This is a genomic window from Actinomadura hibisca NBRC 15177, assembly GCF_001552635.1.
GTDB classification, from domain to species: Bacteria; Actinomycetota; Actinomycetes; order Streptosporangiales; family Streptosporangiaceae; genus Spirillospora; species Spirillospora hibisca.
This window is the reverse complement of record NZ_BCRO01000112.1, coordinates 1-18889: the sequence shown is the minus strand read 5'-3', so window position 1 is coordinate 18889 and position 18889 is coordinate 1. Positions and strand designations below refer to the sequence as shown.

General features: G+C 72.1%; 17 protein-coding genes. 8 read left to right on the top strand and 9 right to left on the bottom strand.

Annotated features, from left to right (window positions below; translation table 11 throughout):
• Positions 1 to 24: 24 nt before the first annotated feature.
• From AH6_RS37930 to AH6_RS37920, 3 genes are all read right to left on the bottom strand, one after another.
• Positions 25 to 687 (bottom strand): DUF4097 family beta strand repeat-containing protein, encoded by a 663-nt coding sequence (locus tag AH6_RS37930; RefSeq protein WP_067490394.1) that lies wholly within the window; start codon positions 685 to 687, stop codon positions 25 to 27.
• Positions 688 to 989: 302 nt separating this feature from the next.
• The gene (locus tag AH6_RS37925) at positions 990 to 2261 is read right to left on the bottom strand and encodes a hypothetical protein (protein WP_157431963.1); all 1272 of its coding nucleotides are present in this window, start codon (positions 2259 to 2261) and stop codon (positions 990 to 992) included.
• 37 nt (positions 2262 to 2298) lie between these two features.
• Positions 2299 to 2646 carry a DoxX family protein gene (locus tag AH6_RS37920; RefSeq protein WP_067490386.1) on the bottom strand — a complete coding sequence of 116 codons (348 nt, stop codon included), beginning with the start codon at positions 2644 to 2646 and terminating at the stop codon, positions 2299 to 2301.
• 575 nt (positions 2647 to 3221) lie between these two features.
• Between AH6_RS37920 and AH6_RS37915 the strand changes: the two genes are divergently transcribed.
• A complete protein-coding gene (locus AH6_RS37915; RefSeq protein WP_067490372.1) occupies positions 3222 to 4337 on the top strand; it encodes a hypothetical protein in 1116 nt (371 codons plus the stop codon).
• Positions 4338 to 4555: 218 nt separating this feature from the next.
• Here AH6_RS37915 and AH6_RS37910 read toward each other — a convergent pair whose 3' ends face one another.
• From AH6_RS37910 to AH6_RS37895, 4 genes are read right to left on the bottom strand one after another with little or no spacing between them, the layout of a single operon-like run.
• On the bottom strand, positions 4556 to 5425 hold the full coding sequence (locus tag AH6_RS37910; RefSeq protein WP_067490369.1) for a sigma-70 family RNA polymerase sigma factor: 870 nt from the start codon (positions 5423 to 5425) through the stop codon (positions 4556 to 4558).
• Positions 5426 to 5452: 27 nt separating this feature from the next.
• Complete coding sequence (locus AH6_RS37905; protein WP_067490366.1) at positions 5453 to 6868, bottom strand: GntP family permease; 1416 nt, start codon at positions 6866 to 6868, stop codon at positions 5453 to 5455.
• A 31-nt stretch (positions 6869 to 6899) separates the two neighbouring features.
• Positions 6900 to 8498, bottom strand: coding sequence for an N-acyl-D-amino-acid deacylase family protein (locus AH6_RS37900; RefSeq protein ID WP_373861878.1), 1599 nt, complete (start codon positions 8496 to 8498; stop codon positions 6900 to 6902).
• Entirely contained in the window at positions 8486 to 9724 is a 1239-nt protein-coding gene (locus AH6_RS37895; protein ID WP_067490361.1) for an alanine racemase, read from the bottom strand. Before AH6_RS37895 ends, AH6_RS37900 begins: the two co-directional genes overlap by 13 nt.
• Before the next feature lie 99 nt (positions 9725 to 9823).
• Here AH6_RS37895 and AH6_RS37890 point away from each other — a divergent pair, with 99 nt between their 5' ends.
• The 4 genes from AH6_RS37890 to AH6_RS37875 all read left to right on the top strand — a co-directional run bounded on the left by AH6_RS37890 (position 9824) and on the right by AH6_RS37875 (position 12954).
• Complete coding sequence (locus tag AH6_RS37890) at positions 9824 to 10801, top strand: sugar kinase (RefSeq protein ID WP_067490358.1); 978 nt, start codon at positions 9824 to 9826, stop codon at positions 10799 to 10801.
• Positions 10798 to 11541, top strand: coding sequence for an IclR family transcriptional regulator (locus tag AH6_RS37885; RefSeq protein ID WP_067490465.1), 744 nt, complete (start codon positions 10798 to 10800; stop codon positions 11539 to 11541). Before AH6_RS37890 ends, AH6_RS37885 begins: the two co-directional genes overlap by 4 nt.
• A gap of 67 nt (positions 11542 to 11608) precedes the next feature.
• Positions 11609 to 12013: a RidA family protein gene (locus tag AH6_RS37880; RefSeq protein ID WP_067490356.1), complete on the top strand. Its 405-nt coding sequence runs from the start codon at positions 11609 to 11611 to the stop codon at positions 12011 to 12013.
• A gap of 98 nt (positions 12014 to 12111) precedes the next feature.
• Entirely contained in the window at positions 12112 to 12954 is an 843-nt protein-coding gene (locus tag AH6_RS37875; protein ID WP_245679645.1) for a polysaccharide deacetylase family protein, read from the top strand.
• Here AH6_RS37875 and mca read toward each other — a convergent pair.
• The gene (gene mca, locus AH6_RS37870; RefSeq protein WP_067490350.1) at positions 12941 to 13789 is read right to left on the bottom strand and encodes a mycothiol conjugate amidase Mca; all 849 of its coding nucleotides are present in this window, start codon (positions 13787 to 13789) and stop codon (positions 12941 to 12943) included. The two genes, AH6_RS37875 and mca, sit on opposite strands and share 14 nt — an antisense overlap.
• 168 nt (positions 13790 to 13957) lie before the next feature.
• Here mca and AH6_RS37865 point away from each other — a divergent pair, with 168 nt between their 5' ends.
• Entirely contained in the window at positions 13958 to 14491 is a 534-nt protein-coding gene (locus tag AH6_RS37865) for a DM13 domain-containing protein (RefSeq protein ID WP_083983856.1), read from the top strand.
• Positions 14492 to 14541: 50 nt separating this feature from the next.
• Here AH6_RS37865 and AH6_RS37860 read toward each other — a convergent pair whose 3' ends face one another.
• Positions 14542 to 16686, bottom strand: coding sequence for an MMPL family transporter (locus AH6_RS37860; protein WP_067490347.1), 2145 nt, complete (start codon positions 16684 to 16686; stop codon positions 14542 to 14544).
• Positions 16687 to 16881: 195 nt separating this feature from the next.
• On the opposite strand from AH6_RS37860, the gene AH6_RS37855 reads away from it, so the two are divergent.
• Both AH6_RS37855 and AH6_RS37850 read left to right on the top strand, forming a co-directional pair.
• Positions 16882 to 18156, top strand: coding sequence for a sensor histidine kinase (locus tag AH6_RS37855; RefSeq protein WP_067490344.1), 1275 nt, complete (start codon positions 16882 to 16884; stop codon positions 18154 to 18156).
• Positions 18141 to 18785, top strand: coding sequence for a LuxR C-terminal-related transcriptional regulator (locus AH6_RS37850; RefSeq protein ID WP_067490343.1), 645 nt, complete (start codon positions 18141 to 18143; stop codon positions 18783 to 18785). Before AH6_RS37855 ends, AH6_RS37850 begins: the two co-directional genes overlap by 16 nt.
• The last annotated feature ends 104 nt before the right edge of the window (positions 18786 to 18889 follow it).

The window sequence follows — 18889 nt, the reverse complement described above, 5'->3', positions numbered from 1 at the left end:
CTTGGGGGGTGTGGGGCGCGGGGATCACTGGGTGCGGGCGGTGATGTCGCCGCGGGTGGTGGTGGCGCGGATGTCCAGGCCGGTGGTGCCGTCGTTGCGCAGCGCGTTGCTGACGCGGCCCAGGCTGGTGTGGGCGTCCAGCGCGGCCGACACGCCCGCGGCGGCGGTGACCGAGATGTCGCCGGACTGGGTGTTGAGCACCACCGCACCGCCGGTCGCCTCGGTGATGCGGATGTCACCGCGCATGGTCTTGATGTCGGCCGGGCCGTCCAGGCGTCCGACCTCGACGTCGCCGTCGGTGGCGGTGAGGCGGACACTGGCGGCCTCGTCGATCTTGACCTGGCGGTAGGCGCCGTCGAAGTCGACCGCGCCCAGCCGCCCCACCACCCGCAGCTCGGTCGCGGCGGCCTTGCCCTCCACGCGGGAACCGGCGGGCAGCTTCACCGTCACCTCCACCGAACCGGCGGGGCCCAGGTGGCGGTTCTTGGCCGGGGTCGCGATCCGCAGGACGCCGTCGGCGAACTCGACGGTGGTCTGCTCGGCCGCCTTGACGTCGCGGCCCTTGGCGGCGTTGACGGGCCGGACCTCCACCGCGGTGTCGGCGCGGTCGGCGGCGATGAACTGCACGCGTCCGGCCGCGATCTCCAGGCTGGCGGTGATGGGGGCGGGGGTGTTGAAGGTGGTCATCGGGTGCTCCTCGCGTTCCGTGCGGCTTGTTTCTGATGAGAGAAACGCTACGTTGCCTTCACGGATTCAGCAAGGACCTCTTTGCATTCAAAAGGCGTTTACGCAGGTTGATGCCGCAAAGTTGTTGCGATGGAGATGAAAGCTAATGCAACAAAGGAGCGATGCTCGTTGCAATAGAATGAAGGTGAACGCTAAGGCGGCAGCCTGCGAGCGCGCAGGAGACCGCCATGCCGGGGAGGCGGCAGGACCCACGCCTCCCCGCTCGGCGGCCGACGCGAAACGCGAAACCGGACGGGACCGGCTCAGTGGTCGACGCTGATGCTCCAGCCCGTCGCGTCGGTTCCCATGTGCAGCAGGGCCCCCCGCTCCAGCAGCACGATCACTTCTCCGTCGTCGTGCCGGAGGAAGATCTCCCTGATCTCCCGCAAGCCCTCGTCCAGGAGCCGGACCTTGAGCCTCTCCCCGTGCCGGAACCTGGCATGGGCGGTGGGGCCGGTGTACCGGACGACGTCGTTGCCCGAGCCTTCGATCTTCCGGTCGAAGGACCGGATGGTGTCGAGGGGCTGAACGTCCACGGACCAGCGCGACTCTCCCGCCACACGCAGCACCGTCGGCCCGGCCAACGGGACGACACCGCTGCGGAAGGCGAGCAGGTCACGCTGCTCAGCCTCCAGCTTGGACAGCACGAAGAGCGAGGAGTAGGCGGGGTGGTCGCCGTTGTGCGCGGTCACCTCGGCCAGCGCGGGCCCTCCGGCGTAGAGGAACACGTCCTCCCCCTGGCCGGTACGGCTTTCGACGAACCGTGGCACCGCCGCGAAGTCGAGCAACGCCAGGGTCCATTCACCGCGCGTCTCGATCTTCAGATGGCTGGGCACCTTCCGGTTATCGACCAGCAGCGCGCGCCCGACCGTTCCCCCGGCACAACTGAAGAGCCAGTAGAAGCTTTCCAGCCGCCGGTTCCTGTGGCGGATCACCGCCTCCTCAGTCCCCAGGTTGCGGAATTCCACCACCGTCTCCCGGCCGAACCCCTCCGGCAGGGCCAGCACCTTCTTGCCCCGCCCGGCGAAGACGTGCAGCGGCTCCCCGTCCCAGGGGCGCTCCGAGATCTGCAACGCGTGCTCGCCCGGCTCCCCCGCTCCGTCTTCCCGCTTCGACCGGCCGGCGGCGGTGCTGCCGATCCACTGGAGGTCCAGCCTGTCGATGGCGTCGTAGCCACGATCGAGCTCAGCATTGACCCGGTCGTAGTCTCCCTTGCCGAGACGCTTCAACCGCTCGTAGATGTCGTGCGCCTCCTGGTAGTCGCGGAGCATGGCCTCGGTGGCGTCGTCGGTGCGGGGGTCGAACTCGTGCTCGTCCAGCATCTCCCCGTAGTGGGGGACCATGAACGACACCAGCCGCCGCTCCGTCAAGTACCGGTCCACGAGCCACTGCACGGGAAAGGCGACGGCACCGAGCACGAGCGGGAGGCCGACGAACCACCACCCGTACGCCAAGGAGACGACCCCGGCCCCCACCAGAAGGCAGGCGGCAAGCACCCACCGCCACCGCGGCATATAGCTCAGTTCTTCCAGCACGATCACACTCTCGCACCAGTGGCCAGGCGGCCATGACTCAGGCGGCGGTCGCCAGGGCCAGGGCGGCGGCCACCGGGACCAGGTAGAGGAGCGGGTAGGGGATGTGGGCGTAGGAGCGGGCGCGCACGATCGTGATGACGGCCCCGGTGAAGTACAGGATCAGCCCGATGGCCGCCAGGGTGCCGATGACGGGCACCAGCAGCCCGACGAGCAGGCCCGCCGCCCCCGCCGCCTTCGCGGCTCCGAGCCAGGGCCACCACGAGCTGGGGACGCCGTACTCGGTGAGCGGCTCGACCACCCAGGTGGCGCGGCGCAGGATCGAGTAGGCGGAGAAGGCCACCCAGGCGGCGGCGAGGACGGTGACGATGACGTGTGCAGTGGACATGTGCGGGTGCTCCCTAGCTGTGCGCGCCGGGGCGTTCGCTCCGGCCGGGTCGGTCTGTCACTGCCTTGACCCGGCGCGGTGGGCCGGTGTGACGATCCGGCCGTGTGACGCGCATCACGTGGGGAGCGCCCGCGACCTCCTCACCGCCATCAAGGCGGACGCCTGGAAGGCATGACCCGCGAGGCGATCGAGAAGGCGAGGGACGGCTACGCATGACCTGCACGTCCATTCCGTGCCTCGTGTGCTTTCCCGGCAGGAAGGGGCCGCCGACCGTCCGGCGGCACGGACGCCTTGGTCGAGGCCGTACGGCCGCGTCGAAAGACCTCAGCGTTGGCTCGGGTACCGGCGCGGGAAAGCGGATGCATGCGCCGCGCCGCTGATGCCCGCCGCCGTGGTGCGGGGCGCCTTTGCCGCACCAACGCCTGCAACGGTCCGCGAACGAGCGCCTTGCCGGGGCCCGCCGAATGACGGTCTGCCGCAATGGTCTTTCCGGAAGGCCGGAAAAACAAGATCAACCATTGCTATGCTCCGCACCTTCCTCAGAGATCCTTTCTACGTGAAGGTGATGGGCACAAGTGAAGATGGCAAGCAGGCGGATCGTGGTCGCCACCACGGCCGCGGGCCTCGGGACCGCGCTGACCGCGACCGTCGTCGTGCTGGCGGGCGCCGACGAGCGGAGCGCCGCCCCCGCCGGGGCCGCGGCGAACGAGCGGGCATGGCGGCAGGTCCCGCCGACGGCCTACCCCGGCAGCACCCATATCAGCGACATCACCGCCACCCCGGGCGGCGGCGTGTGGGCGGGCGGAAACCTCAGCACGCAGAGCCTGCCGCTGGTGGAACGCCTGACCAGCAAGGGCTGGGCACGGCTCGCGATCCCGAGCACGCTGCCCAAGGTCCAGATCCACACCATCGGCGCGTCGTCGGCCACCAACGTGTGGGTCGGCGGCTCCATGTTCAAGCCCGGAGCGACCAGCCTGCTCCGCTGGAACGGCGCCAAGTGGTCCGCGCACTCGCTCGGCGAGACCTTCCTGCCGGTCGAGATCACCCCGATGAGCGCCAACGACGTCTGGGTCGCGGGCAACGCGGACCACCTCAAGCGGTGGAACGGATCGACCTGGCGCAACTACCCCCTCGGGTTCCGGGCGCAGACCATCAGCGGAGTCTCGGCCAAGGACCTGTGGGCGGTCGGCCTGTCCACCGACAGGAAGCCCGCCGCGGCCCACTGGAACGGCACCGCCTGGCGCCGTTCCACCCTCCCCGGCATCCCGGTGGTGTCCGGCGGCGAGATGAGCGCGCGCCTGAACGACGTGGTGGCCCTGGCGCCGAACAACGTCTGGGCCGCCGGCAGCGTCCCGGCCAAGGACGCCACCGGCAGGATGACCGCGCGGGCCCTGCTCGCCCGCTGGAACGGCGCCAAGTGGACCACCGCCATCGGCGCGAACGGCACCGCGTACTCCGCGATCGAGGGCGACGGCGCGGGCGGCCTGTGGATCGTCGACGGCACCGTGCTGCGGCACCGCACCAAGGCCGGCGTCTGGACCCGGGCCGCCCTGACCATCGCGCCCGGCCGCCAGCCCCGGGCGTCGGGGCTGGCGCTGCGCCCCGGCACGAGGACGGTCTGGGCCGGCGGCTACGTTCCCAAGCCGAGCCCCTCCACCGACATCCGGACGATGTACTGGCGCAACGACTGACCTGGTGATCCCGTCCCGGCCGGTCGCGAGGACCTCCTCGCCCGCCGGGACGGATCGCGAAGCGATGTGGCACTCGCCAAAGTCCCGGTCAGGGGTGCTCGCCTGGCGGCTCGCACCGACCGGTGCGGTCGAACAGCGGGCCGCCCGGCCTTGCGCTCCAGCGCCTGGACCGCTTGGGGAGCGCGGGCGGCGGCTTGGGGCCGCCGCCCGCAGTTGGGTCAGTCGAGAACGGTCAGGTTGATTTCGTTCAGGCGGTCGGGTTCGGCGATCACGTCGATTCCCGTGATCAGGCCGTTGGCGATCGTGAAGGCCAGCACCACCCGCAACCGTCCGCCCGGAGCCATCGCCAGCCCCACCGCGCCGTCGATGAGGCCCAGCCCGGTGAACTGCGCCCGCTCGACGGCGGCCATCGCGCCCCGGGCGACGGGTTCGGCACCCGACACCATGACGGGCTCGGGGCTCGGGATCACGGCCTTGTCGGCGTGCAGCACCACGTTGGGGTGGAGCAGGGTGACGAGTGCCTGGAAGTCTCCGTTTCGGGTGGCCGACAGGAAGGCGGTCACGATCTCCCGTTGCGCGGTGACGTCGGACGCGCGCGGCGGATCGCCTCCCCGCACCCGGCGGCGGGCGCGGCTGGCCAGTTGCCGCGTCGCCTCCGGGGAACGTTCCAGCATGGGCGCGATCTCCTCGAACGGCATCGCGAACAGGTCGTGCAGCACGAACGCCACCCGTTCGGCGGGCGTCAGCGCGTCGAGCACCACCAGCAGCGCCACGCCGACCGAGTCGGCCATCACCGCCTCCTGCTCGGGATTCCCCTTGGCGGTCGGCGGATCGGCCGTCCACGACTCCCAGGGGTCTTCCCGGCGTTGCTCGCGCGAGCGCAGCATGTTCAGGCACACCCGCGCCGTCACCGTGGTCAGCCATCCGCCGAGGTTGCGCACCTCGCCGAGATCCGCCCGGCTCGCCCGCAACCACGCGTCCTGCAAGGCGTCGTCGGCCTCGCTCAGCGAGCCCAGCATCCGGTAGGCCACCGCCCGCAGATGCGGCCTCTGCTCGGCGAACCGCTCGGCCAGCACGTCATCGTTCACATCGTCACGCCCTCAGATCTCGCAAGGTCAGATGACGATACTCAGCGCGCCCGCCACCGCGAAGCCGACCAACGACAGGATCGTCTCCAGCACCGTCCACGTCTTCAACGTGTCGCGCACGCTCATGTTGAAGTAGCGCGACACGATCCAGAAGCCGCCGTCGTTCACGTGCGAGGCGATGATCGAGCCGGCCGAGATCGCCACCGCGATCAGCGCGATGTGCGCCTGGGAGTGGTCGTGCCCCTGGACGAGCGGCGCGACGATGCCGCCGGTGGTCACGATCGCGACGGTCGCCGAGCCCTGCGCCAGGCGCAGGCCGCAACTGATCAGGTAGGCCAGCACGATCACCGGCAGGCCCGCGTCCGAGAGGGTTCCCGCCAGGGCCTTGCCGACGCCCGTCGCGGAGATCACCGCGCCGAAGAACGCGCCCGCGCCCACCACCAGCAGGATCATCCCGATCGGGCGCAACGACTTGGTGGCCAGGTCCGACAGTTCGGCGGCCGGGACGCCGCGCCGCACGCCCAGCAGGTACGACGCCAGCAGCACCGCGATCGTCAGCGCCACCGCCGGGTTGCCCAGGAAGGTCAGCACCGGCAGCGCCGCGCTGCCCTTCCACCACACCGTGCCGAAGGTCGCCAGCAGGATCAGCACCAGCGGCACCGCGATGATGAACAGCACCAGGGCGAGGGACGGTTCGGGGCGTTCGGCGGGCTTGTCGCCGTCCTCTTCGATCTCCTTCTCCCGCGCCTCCTCCGCGACGATGTAGTCCTCGGGCACCTCGACGTGGATGCGCTTGCCGATCCACGCGCCCCACGCCACGCCCGCCACCAGGAACGCCGGGAGCCCGCACACCAGGCCCATCACGATCAGCCAGCCCAGCGAGACGCCCAGCAGCCCGGCCGCCGCGACCGGGCCCGGGTGCGGCGGCAGGAACGCGTGCGTCATCGACAGGCCCGCCAGCAGCGGCATCGCGTACAGCACCAGCGATCGGCCGCCGCGCCGCGCGGTGATGTAGACCAGCGGCGCGAGCACGAAGATGCCGATATCAAAAAAGACGGGGATGCCGAAGATCAGTCCGGCCAGGCCCATCGCCAGCGGTGCGCCGCGCTCGCCGAAGACGCCCAGCAGGCGGCGCGTCAGCACGTCCGCGCCGCCGGACGCCTCCAGGATCGCGCCCAGGATCGTGCCCAGGCCGATGATCGGCGCGATGTGGCCGAGGATGCCGCCGAAGCCCGTCTCCAGCAGCGAGTTCTTCTGGCTGAGCGCGGTGCCGACGATCTGCTCGACGCTCAGCCCGGCCACCAGCGCCAGGGCCAGGGCGGAGATCAGCAGCGAGATGAACGGTTCCAGCTTGACCTTGATGATCAGGAACAGCAGGACCGCGATCGCCGCCGCGCTCAGCAGCAGCAGCCCGCCGGTCTCGTGTTGCAGCCAGTGGATCATCGGTGACCCTTCCTGTGGGGGGGAGGCGGGCTCAGCGCACGCGGCCGTCGGGCCGCAGGCGCAACGACCGGCCCGGGAGGGCGCCGGTCGGGTGGCCGTCGGCGACGACCGCCGTGCCGTTGACCAGCACGTGCGGGATGCCCTCGGCGGCCTGTCGGGGTTCGGGGAAGGTGGCGGTGTCGCGGACGGCGTCGGGGTCGAACAACACCAGGTCGGCGTGGAAGCCGGGGCGGACGAGGCCCCGGTCGGCGAGGTTCAGGCGGCGCGCGGCCCGTCCCGTCAGGTGGGCGACGCACTCTTCGAGCGACAACACGCCCAGCTCGCGGACGTAGCGGCCCAGGTAGCGGGGGAAGGTGCCCCAGGCGCGAGGGTGGGGTTTCGCAACGGCCAGAAGACCGTCACTTCCGCCCGTGTGTGCGGGGTGCCGCATGATAGCGCGGACGTTCTCCTCGTGCCCGACGTGCTGGAGGATCGTGGTGGACAGGTCGTCGGCGATCAGGCGTTCGCAGTAGACGTCGAACGGGTCGCGGCCCGAGGCGGCGGCCAGGTCCGCGATCGTGCGGCCGATGACGGACGGGTCCGGCGAGCCCGCGATCTCGATCGTCTCCCACTCCACCGGCACGCCGTGGCAACCGTCGGAGCCCTCGACCTCCATGCCGTGCCGGATGCCCGCGCGGGCCGCCGGGTCGCGCAGCCGGTCCAGGGTCGCGGCGGGGCCGCCCTCCGCCGCCCGGCTCGGCAGGAGCGCCGCCAGCGTCGTCGCGCCCGGCAGGTAGGGGTAGGTGTCGAGGGTGATGTCCGCGCCGTCGGCGAGGGCGCGGTCCAGCAGCGCGAGCAGGTCGGGCGCGCGGCCCTTGTTGACGCCGAAGTTCATGGTCGCGTGGGCCAGGTGCAGCGGGCAGCCCGAGCGGCGCGACACCTCCACCATCTGCGCGTACGCCTCCAGCGCGCCCGCGCCGTAGGAGCGGTGGTGCGGCGCGTAGAAGCCGCCCGACGACGCCACCACCTCGCACAACGCCGTCAGCTCGGCGTCGTCGGCGTACATGCCGGGCACGTAGGTGAGGCCGCTGGACATCCCGACCGCGCCCTCGCGCATCCCGGTGGCGACCAGCTCGCGCTGTTCGTCCAGCTCGGCGGGGGTGGGCGGGCGGTCGGCCCAGCCCATCGCCAGCATCCGCACCGTGCCCTGCGGGACCAGGTAGCAGGCGTTGACGGCGATGCCCTCGTCCAGCCGGTCCAGGTACCCGCCCACGGTGCGCCACGACCAGTCGAAGCCGGGCGGGTCGCCGTTCCAGCCCGCGATGGCGCGGCGGACGGCGGGCAGCGTGGCGTCGTCCACCGGCGCGTACGACAGGCCGTCCTGCCCGATGACCTCGCAGGTCACGCCCTGGGTGACCTTGGCGGTGTGCGGCGGGTCGGCGAGCAGCGCGAGGTCGGAGTGGGCGTGCATGTCGATGAAGCCGGGTGCGAGGGCCAGCCCGGCGGCGTCCAGGACGCGGCGGGCGGTGAGGCCCGCGCCGATCTCGGTGATCCGGCCGCCGGTGACCGCGACGTCGGCGGTCCGGCCGGGCGCTCCGGTGCCGTCCAGGACGAGCGCGCCGCGGATCACCAGGTCCGTCACCCGAACCACGTCCGGATCAGGTCCACCACGACCGGGTCGGGCGCGTCGGCGTCGTCCACGACGGGGATCAGCGCCCACTTGTCCATGGCGGTGCAGGGGTGCGACAGGCCGAGCCGCACCACGTCGCCGATCTCGGCGTCGGAGTCGATCAGGAAGGTGTGCTGGTCCATGACCTTGGTGACGCGGCCGCGCTCGGCCGGGCCCTTGCCGCGGATGAGCTGCGGCACCGGCATGTCCTCGTCGAACGGCAGGTCGCGCTTGCCCGCGTCCAGCAGCGCGAGGCCGGGTTCGGGGCGGGAGGTGACGCGGGCCCAGCCGTGCATGGCCGAGGCGAGCGCGACGCCCGCGCCGCGCGCCAGCGGCGAGATCTCCCGGTAGAAGCCGTCGTCGTGGATGACGTACGCGCCCGAGCGGAGGATCACCTGCGCGTCCAGGCCGCCGAGGACGCCCGCGACCTGGTCGAAGTAGGCGCTGCCGCCTGCGGTGACGATGGGTTTTTCGGTGGCGTAGTCGAGGCGGTCGAAGAGGGCGGCGAGCCGTTTCAGGTAGCCGTCCACCGTCTCCAGCGACGCGGCGGTGGCGTCGTGCACGAACGCGCCCTCGTATCCGGCGACGCCGACCAGGTCGAGGGTCGGCGCTTTGGCGATGGCGTCGGCGATCGCCACGGCCTCGTCGTCGTCGCGTGCGCCGGTGCGTCCGTCGGGTCCGCCCAGCTCGACGCACACGCTCATCACGCGCTGGGCGCGGGCGGCGCGCAACGCCTGGTCCATCAGCTCGACGGTGCGCACCGAGTCGGCCCAGGTCACGAACTCGAAGTGCGGGTCGTGGTCCAGTTCCCCGGCCAGCCACGCGAGCCCGGCGAGGTCGGTGACGGCGTTCGCCAGCATCAGCCGCCGCACGCCGAACGCGCGGGCGACGCGGAGCTGCGGCAGGTTGGCGAGCGTGATGCCCCACGCCCCGGCGTCGAGCTGCCGCCGCCACAGTTGCGGGGCCATCGTCGTCTTGCCGTGCGGGGCCAGCAGCACCCCGGCGCGCTCGGTCCAGTCGGCCAGCACGCGGACGTTGTGGTCGAGCGCGCCCGCGTCCAGCGTCAGCAGGGGCGTGCCGAAGTCGCTCAGCGGCGGGCGGGCGGCGGCGTACTCGGCGGCCGTCGTGCCGTGCGCGGAGGGCGGGATCGCCTTGAACCGCCAGTCGAGCCGTTCCTCCCCCAGCGCGTCCAGCGCGGCTTCGTCCACGGAACCTCCATCGTTGCGCTATGTGCAACGCGCATTGCGTCATGTGCTGCTGCGGTTGTAACATCGCGCTCGCAGGCCGGTCAATGGGCTGGGGGACTCATGCGGGACGCGGAACGTACGCCGGACGCCGTCTGCGTGGGCGAGACGATGGCCGTGCTGCTGCCCGACCGGCCGGGTCCGCTGGAGGACGTCGAGGCGTTCACCTCCTCGGTCGGCGGCGCGGAGTCCAACGTGGCGCGCGGGCTGGCCGCGCTCGGCGTGCCCGCCGCCTGGGTCGGGCGCGTCGGCGACGACGGGTTCGGCCGCCGCGTCGTTCGCGCGCTGGACGCGGCGGGCGTCGACACCTCGCACGTGGCCGTGGACCCCCGCCGCCCCACCGGCCTGTACGTCAAAGAGACGGGCCACGACGGCGGACGCCTGCACTACTACCGCGCCGGTTCGGCGGCCTCCGCGCTCGGCCCCGACCTGCTGGACGGCCCGGCCGGGCCGGTGCTGCGCGACGCGCCGCTGGTGCACCTGACCGGCATCCTCCCCGCCCTGTCCGACAGCGCGCTGGAGCTGACGGCCGCGCTGCTGCGCCGCGCCGGGACGGTCAGCTTCGACTTCAACTGGCGGCCCGCGCTGTGGCACGACCGCGACCCGCGCCTGCTGCTGCCGCTGCTGGACGCCGCCGACATCACGCTGCTGGGCGCGGACGAGGGCGAAGCCGCGTTCGGTGTCGGCGACCTCGCCGGGCTGCGCGCGCTGCTGCCCGGCCCGCGCTACCTCGTCGTCAAGGACGGGGCGCGCGGCGCGACCGTCCTCACCCGCGACGGCACGGCCGTCACCGAGCCCGCGCTGAAGGTCGACGTCGTGGACCACATCGGCGCGGGCGACGCGTTCGCCGCCGGTTACCTGGCCGGTACGCTGCGCGGATACGACCTGCGGCGCCGCCTGCGCCTGGGCCACGTCGCGGCGGCCGCCACCCTGGTCGTGCCGGGCGACCACGGCCCGCCCCCGCCGCCCGACCGCGTCGCCGAGCTGCTGGCGGCGACGCCGGAGCGGTGGGCCGCCACGACCGTCCGGGGGACGACATGAGCCAGAGCCTGGCGCGGGGACTGGGCCTGCTGATCGAGCTGGGCGAGGGACCGCGCTCGCTGGACCAGCTGGCCGCCACGCTCGGCGTGCACAAGACGACCGTGTTGCGGCTGCTGCGCGAGCTGGAGCGCGAACGGTTCGTGCACCGCGACGACGCGCACCGCTTCCACCTGGGGTCGCGGCTGTTCGCGCTGTCGGGCGCGGCGCTGGAGCAGCGCGGCATCCGCGCCATCGCCGCCCCGCACCTGGCGCGGCTGAACGAGGCCACCGGCCACACCGTGCACCTCGGCGTCTACGAGGGCGGCGCGGTCGTCTACCTGGACAAGTACGACTCGCGGCACGCCATCCGCATGTACTCGCGCGTCGGGTTGTCGATGCCGCTGCACGCCACCGCGATCGCGAAGGTGCTGCTGGCCGACCTGCCGGAGGCCGCGCGCCGCCGCATCGCCGACGAGATCGACTACGTGCCGTTCACCGAGCACACGCTGACCGGCCCGGACGCGCTGCTGGCCGAGCTGGACGGGGTCGCCGCGCGCGGGTACGCGATGGACGACGCCGAGCACGAGACGTTCCTGCGCTGCGTGGCCGCGCCGATCCGCGACGCCGGGGGCCGCGTGATCGCCGCCGCGTCCGTCTCGGTGCCCGACGTGCTGCTGAACCGCGACCAGGTCCTGGAGCTGCTGCCGGACCTGCTGGAGGCCACCGGCGGCATCTCCGCCGCCTGCGGCTGTGTTGACTGAAGCCCCGGCCCGGGAGGGCCCGCCTAGCGGCTCGCCCTCCTGACCGTCCCCCGAGAGAGGAACCCCCATGACCGACAAGACCGAGATCCGCACCGACGGCGCGCCCGCCCCCGCCTGGGCGTTCTCGCAGGGCGTCCGCAAGGGCCCGATGCTCCAGGTGTCCGGGCAGGGCCCGCAGGACCCGGCGACCGGCGAGTTCGTCGCGCTCGGCGACGTGCGGGCGCAGACGGCGCGCACCCTCGCCAACGTGAAGGCGGTGCTGCTGGCGGGCGGCGCGAGCGTGGCGGACGTGCTGATGTTCCGCGTCTACCTGACCAAGCGCGCGGACTTCCCGGCGATGAACGAGGTCTACACCGCGTTCGTCAAGGAGAACGTGCCCGACGGCGTGCTGCCCGCGCGCACGACGGTGTTCGTGGAGCTGCCGCACGAGTCGATGCTGGTCGAGATCGACGCGCTCGCCTGCGTGGACTGACGCCGCTTTCCGGCCCGCTCGCCGCCCGGTCCGCCGTGCGAAGAATGTGACCTCCGTAAAAGCCGTAGATCACCTGTAAGACCGCTAACGTGTCGGTTGTGGCGGATTTGGAGGCGAGCGGGCCGTCCCGCCGCAGAGCGCTGTGGGTGATGGGGGCGGCCGCCGGACTGGCCGCGCTGGGCGCGGACGGCGTCCACCATTCGGCCGCCGCCGCCCGTCCCGGCGGAGCCGTGGGCCCCGCTCCGACGCCCACGCCCGTCCCGCCGCCGTCGCCCACGCCGACCCCCACCCCGACGCCCACGCCGCGCCTGCCCCCGTGGACGCAGGGCACGCTGACCGCGACGACCACGCCGGTGCGCAACCTGACCGAGCTGGTGCCGCCGCCCCCGCCCAACTCGATCGCGCTGACCATCGACGACGGGCCGCACCCGCAGTGGACGCCCCGCGTGCTGGACCTGCTGGACGAGCACCAGATCAAGGCGACGTTCTTCATCATCGGCGTGCAGGTGGACGAGTTCCCCAAGCTGGCCCGGCGCATCGCCGACCACGGCCACCAGGTCTGCAACCACACGATGAACCACCCCGACCTCAGCAACGCCACGGCGAAGAAGGTGCAGAAGGAGATCGTCGAGGCGCACCACAAGATCGCCGAGGTGACCGGCATCGTGCCCACCTTCTTCCGCGCGCCCGGCGGCGGCTGGTCCAAGCGCGTCTACGAGACCATCGCCGAGCACGGGATGTTGCCGATCGACTGGGCGGTGGACCCGCGCGACTGGGAGCGGCCGGGCGTCGGCAGCATCCGCCGCACGCTGGTCGGGAGCACGGCCGGGCAGATCCTGCTGTGCCACGACGGCGGGGGCGACCGGTCGCAGACGCTGGGCGCGCTGAAGGGCGCGATCCCGAAACTGAAGAAGAAGGGCTTCACCTTCACCGCGCTGTAGACCGCAGCCCGGCGAACAGGTCGTCTTCCGGGAGTTCGGCGGGAATCGTTGAGCGTGCCAGGTGGTAGTCCTCGGTTGGCCATACGGCGCGTTCGATGTCGCGGGGGTGCAGCATGAATCCGGCGTTCGGGTCGATCTGCGTGGCGTGGGCTAGTAGCGCGCGGTCGCGGGTGGCGAAGTACTCCGCGCAGGGCACGCGCGTGGTGATGTCGAGTGTTGGCGCGGTGTCGGGCCATTCCGCCAGCAGCGGGCCCACTGCGGAGTCGATGCCGCGTTCGGTCATGGCGTCGTGCAACGTCTGGAACCACGCGCGCGACAACGCGCCCTGGTAGTAGAGCTTGAGCGGACGCCAGGGCGCGCCCGCGTCGGGATATCGGGCGGGGTCGGCGGCGGCGTCGAACGCATCCACGGTGACCTGGTGGGTCTTGATGTGGTCGGGGTGCGGGTAGCCGCCGGTCTCGTCGTAGGTGACCACGACGTGCGGGCGGAACTCGCGGATGAGCGCGACAAGCGGGGCGGCGGCCTTTTCCAGGGGCTGCACGGCGAAGCAGCCGTCCGGAGGCTCCCCGAGGCCGGAATCCACGAAGCCGAGGAAACGTTGGCGGACGCCCAGAATCTCGCGCGCCGCTGCCATTTCAGCGCGGCGGATTGCGGGCAGGTCCGCGCGGACCTCGGGACGGTCGAGCGCCGGGTTGAGGACGTCGCCGCGCTCCCCGCCCGTGCAGGTCGCGACCAGGACGTCCACGCCCTCGGCGGCGTACCGGGCGAGCGTCGCCGCGCCCTTGCTGGACTCGTCGTCGGGGTGGGCGTGCACGGTGAGCAGGCGCAGCGTCATCGGATCTCCTTAGGTCGAGCCTAAATTTACCTCTAGACCACTTAATGGGTCAAACATAAAAATATTCTCGACCTAGAGAGACGTCAGCGCCCTGTAAGGATTCGCGCCCGCCGCGACGGCTCCCGCCCTGATGGACTGGACGCACACCCCCGGACGAGGAGAGACGCGATGAGCGGGCTGCTGGGCAAGACGTGGATACGGGCCGCGCTGGTGGCGGCGGTGGTCCTCGGTGCGATCGCCGCCTACCTGACCCAGCCGTGGCGGTTGTTCATCGACCGGAGCGTGGACGAGGCCGCGCCCGCCGCGCAGACGGTGCCCGCGTCGTCCGGGACGTCCGCCGTCCCCAAGACCGCTGAGACGCTGGCGACCGGGTCGTTCGTCTCGCACGAGCACGACACCAAGGGCGAGGTGAAGATCGTGCGGCTTCCGGACGGCAAGCGTGTCCTGCGCATCGAGGACCTGGACACCTCCGACGGCCCGGACGTGCGGATCTGGCTGTCCGACCAGCCCGTCAAGGAGGGACGCGCGGGCTGGACCGTCTTCGACGACGGCAAGTACGTCGAGCTGGGCCGTCTCAAGGGCAACAAGGGCGACCAGAACTACACGATCCCGGCCAATGCCGACCTCGCGAAGCTGACGAGCGTGTCGTTGTGGTGCAAGCGGTTCCACGTCTCGTTCGGGGCCGCCGCCCTGCGCGCCTGAGAATGCGGAAGGGCCGCCGGTGCGTCGCACACCGGCGGCCCTTCGTCCGTTCAGCGCAGCACGGGCTCGGGAACCGGCCGCACGGCCTCGTGTTCCTCGCCGTGCGAGACGCGCGGCAGCCATCCCAGCCAGCGCGGCAGGTACCAGTTGGCCCGTCCCAGCAGCACCATCGCCGCAGGCAGCAGCACGACCCGCACGACCGTCGCGTCGATCAGCACCGCGACCGCCAGGCCCACGCCGAGCTGCTTGAAGTCCTGCATCGTGAGCGTGCCGAAGATGGCGAAGGTGGCGACCATGATGGCGGCCGCGCTGGTCACCACCCCGGCCGTGGACCGTACGCCCGCCCGCACCGCGTCGGCGGTGGCGAGCCCCCGGTCGTGCGCCTCGCGGATCCGCGACACCACGAACACGTGGTAGTCCATCGACAACCCGAACAGCACCACCAGCACGAACAGCGGGATCCACGACTCCAGCGCGCCCGCCGCCTCCGCGCCGACCAGCCCCGCGCCCCAGCCGTGCTGGAACACCGCGACCATCACGCCGTAGGCGGCTCCCACCGACAGCAGGTTCAGCACGATCGCGCTGGCCGCGATGACCACCGACCGGAAGAACACCAGCATCAGCAGGAACGTCACGCCCATCACGAACAGGAACACCGGCACGATGCTGTCGCCGAGCCGGGCGTTGTAGTCCTCGGAGAACGCGAGCTGCCCGGTCACCGGGGCGTCGGCGACCTTCCCGACCGTCTGCGGCACGACCTGCTCGCGCAGGGTGCGCAGGGCGTGCTTGGACGTCGCGTCGCTGCCGTTGCCGGCGAGCGGGATCTCGACCTGGACGACCCCGGCGGCGCGGTGCGGCGTGACGGTGACGGGCTCGTTCATCTCGCCGGTCGCCACGGCGCGCCGCCGCAGCTCGGCGATGGCGGACGTCACCTCGGGTGCAGCGACGTCGCGGGCCTTGACGACGACCTGCGCGGGCGCGGGCCCGCCGGGGAACGCCTCGTTGAGCCGCTGGTAGTCGCGCACCAGCGCGGTGTCGGACGGGAACTGTTGCTCGATGCCGAGCTTCTCGGTCTTCATTCCCAACGCGGGCGCGGCCAAGGCGAGCAGCAGCCCCGCCGACAGGACCGCCGCGATCCCCGGCCGCGCCAGCACCGGACGCAGCAGCGCGCCCACGGCACCGCCACCCGAACGGCGACGCAGCAGCGGAATCCGTCCCAGCTCAACGCGGTCGCCCAGCAGCGACAGCAGCGCGGGCAGGACCGTCACCGAACCGAGCATGGCGATGAGCACGACCAGGATCGTCGCCATCGCGAAGCCCTCGAACAGCAACATCCCGGTCAGGAACATCCCGGCCATCGCCACCATCACCGTCAGCCCCGACATCAGGACCGCGCGGCCGGAGGTGGCGGCGGCGACGCGCAGCGCGGCGTCCTTGTCGCGCCCCGCAGCACGCTCCTCGCGTTCGCGCCGCAGGTAGAACAGGCAGTAGTCCACGCCGACGGCCAGGCCCATCAGCAACATCACCGAGTTGGTGGTGCCGTCCACGTGCACCGCGTGGCTGGCGACGGCGAGCAGCCCGCTCGCGGCGAGGAACGCGGTGAACGCCAGCAGCACCGGGAGCACGGCCGCCAGCAGCGCGCCGAACGCGACCAGCAGAATGCCGAGTGCGAGCGGCAGCGCGGTCAGCTCGGCGCGCTTGAAGTCCTTGCCGAGCGCGTCGTTGAACGCCTTGCCCGCTGTGGCGTCGCCGAAGCGGCCGACAGTAAGGCCGGGGTGGGCGGCGCGCGCTTTGGCGGTCGCCGCGTCCAGCACGGGTAGCCGCTCGTCGCTGCGCTCGTCAGGCAGGGCGAAGCGGACCAGCAGCGACCGGCCGTCCTTGGAGGGCACGTCGGGCCGGGCTTCACCACGCTGCGCGACGGCGCGGACCTCGGCGGCGGCGCGGGCGCGTTCCGTCGCGTTCCCGCCCTGGATCAGCACCAGCTCCATGTCGGGCTCGGTGATCCCAGCGTCGGCGAGGATGCGCTCGGCGCGCGCCGTCTCGCCCACGCCCTGCTCGTGGTCGGCCATCGTGACGCGGCCGGCCGCGCCGCCCAGCACCGAGGCGAGCACGACGAACGCGAGCCAGCCGAGTACCGCGACCGTGCGATGGCGCGCGCTCCAGCCGCCGAGCCGCGCCGCGAGATTGGGTTTCATGGGGTCCCTGCCTGCCTGGTGGGGGGGTGACACCCACTGACGCTAGGAAGCGCACCACCCACGCGGACATGGGCTTGGACGGCGTCCGGGGGGTGTAGCTGAGTACACCCTTCGTCCGGGTTCGAGGCACACTGTGCAGCACCTCCCCGCGCCGGAAACTGGACTCCGTAAGCAGGGCGAGGTACGGAGGAAACAGTGAACAAGCGGACCCGGCTCGCCGAACGCGGCAAGCTCGCCTGGGACGGCTTCCGGCTGTGGGCGGTGCTCGCCCCGGTGATCCTGCTGTCGGTCGCGATGCTGGTGGCGGTGTCGCTGACGGGCGTCGGGCTGGGCGTGCTGCTGCTCCCCTCGGCGGCGATCGCGGCGCGGGGGCTGCTGAACGTGCAGCGCGATCTGATCGCGCGCTCCACCGGCGTCGCCGTCGAGCGCCCCTACCTGCCCGAGCCCGCCGACGCCGGGGACGGCGTGTGGCAGCGGTTCCTGCGCGTGGTGAACGACCCGGCCACCTGGCGCGACCTGCTGTGGACGCTCGCCGCCCCGATCATCGCGGTGTTCACCGCCGCGTTCCCGGCCTTCCTGGTGCTCTGGGGCCTCTGGGGCTGGTTGCTGGCCGCCGGGTTCGGGCGCCTGATCGTCTCGCTGGGCGGCTCCGACTGGTACGCGTTCGTGCACGTCAGCGAGGGTTACGCGACCGACCCGGTGCGGCTGGCGGGCAGCGTCCTGCTCGGCGCGACCGCGATGGTGGCGGGCCTGTGGTCGGCCCCGCGCCTGGTGCGGGCGTACGGGCTGTTCAGCCGGTCGCTGCTGGGCCCGACCGAGAAGTCACGGCTGGCGCTGCGCGTGGACCGCCTGACCGAGACCCGCGCCGTCGCGGTGGACACCTCCGCCGCCGAGCTGCGCCGCATCGAACGCGACCTGCACGACGGCGCGCAGGCCCGGCTCGTCGCGATGGGCATGAGCCTGGGCGCGATCGAGCACCTGCTGGAGACCGACCCGGCCAAGGCGAAGGTGCTGCTCGCCCAGACGCGCGAGTCGTCGGCCAAGGCGCTGCACGAGCTGCGCGACCTGGTGCGCGGCATCCACCCGCCGGTGCTGGCCGACCGGGGCATCGGCGACGCGGTGAAGGCCCTGGCGCTGGACCACCCGCTGAACGTCGAGGTGACCGCCGACCTGCCGGGCCGCCCCGAGGCCCCGGTGGAGTCGGCGGCCTACTTCGCGGTGTCGGAGATCCTCACCAACGCGGCCAAGCACTCCGGGGCCGAGCGCGTGTGGGTGTACATGCGGCACGCGGACGGGATGTTGCGCGTCAGCGTCACCGACGACGGCCACGGCGGCGCGTCGCTGGAGGGCGGAACGGGCCTGCGCGGCATCGAGCGCCGCATCGGTACATTCGACGGCGTGCTCGCGCTGAACTCCCCCGCCGGCGGGCCGACCATCGTCACCTTGGAGCTGCCGTGCGCGTTGTCCTAGCCGAGGATCTAGCCCTCCTGCGGGAGGGACTGGTGAGCCTGCTGGAGTCGCACGGCTTCGAGATCGCGGCGGCGGTGGACAACGGCCCGTCACTGCTGAAGGCACTGCTCGACCACCGCCCGGACGTGGCGGTGGTCGACGTGCGGTTGCCGCCGACGTTCACGGACGAGGGCATCCAGGCGGCCCTGGAGGCACGCCGCCAGGTACCGGGCCTGCCGATCCTGGTGCTGTCGCAGTATGTGGAGCAGCTGTACGCGCGCGAACTGCTGGCGGACGGCAGCGGCGGCATCGGCTACTTGCTGAAGGACCGCGTCTTCGACACGGCGCAGTTCATGGACGCGGTGCGGCGAGTGGCGGGAGGAGGCACGGCGATGGACCCGGAGGTGATCTCGCGACTGGTGGCGCGCGGCGTGCGCGACGAGCCGGTGGGGCGCTTGACGCCGCGCGAGCTGGAGGTGCTGGAGCTGATGGCGCAGGGGCGGTCTAACGCGGCGATTGCGCAGGCGTTGGTGGTGACGGAGCGGGCGGTTACTAAGCACACGGCGAACATCTTCGCGAAGCTGGATTTGGCGGTGCACGACGATGACAACCGCAGGGTGCTGGCCGTGCTGACCTATCTGAACCGCTAGCCCATCAAATCTCCAACTCCCAGCTCCCAGTCCCTGAGCCCCAACCTTCCCGCCGGGGGGCAAGGGGCGGAGCCCCAAGCACGTACGGGGGTGCAGGGGGCGGA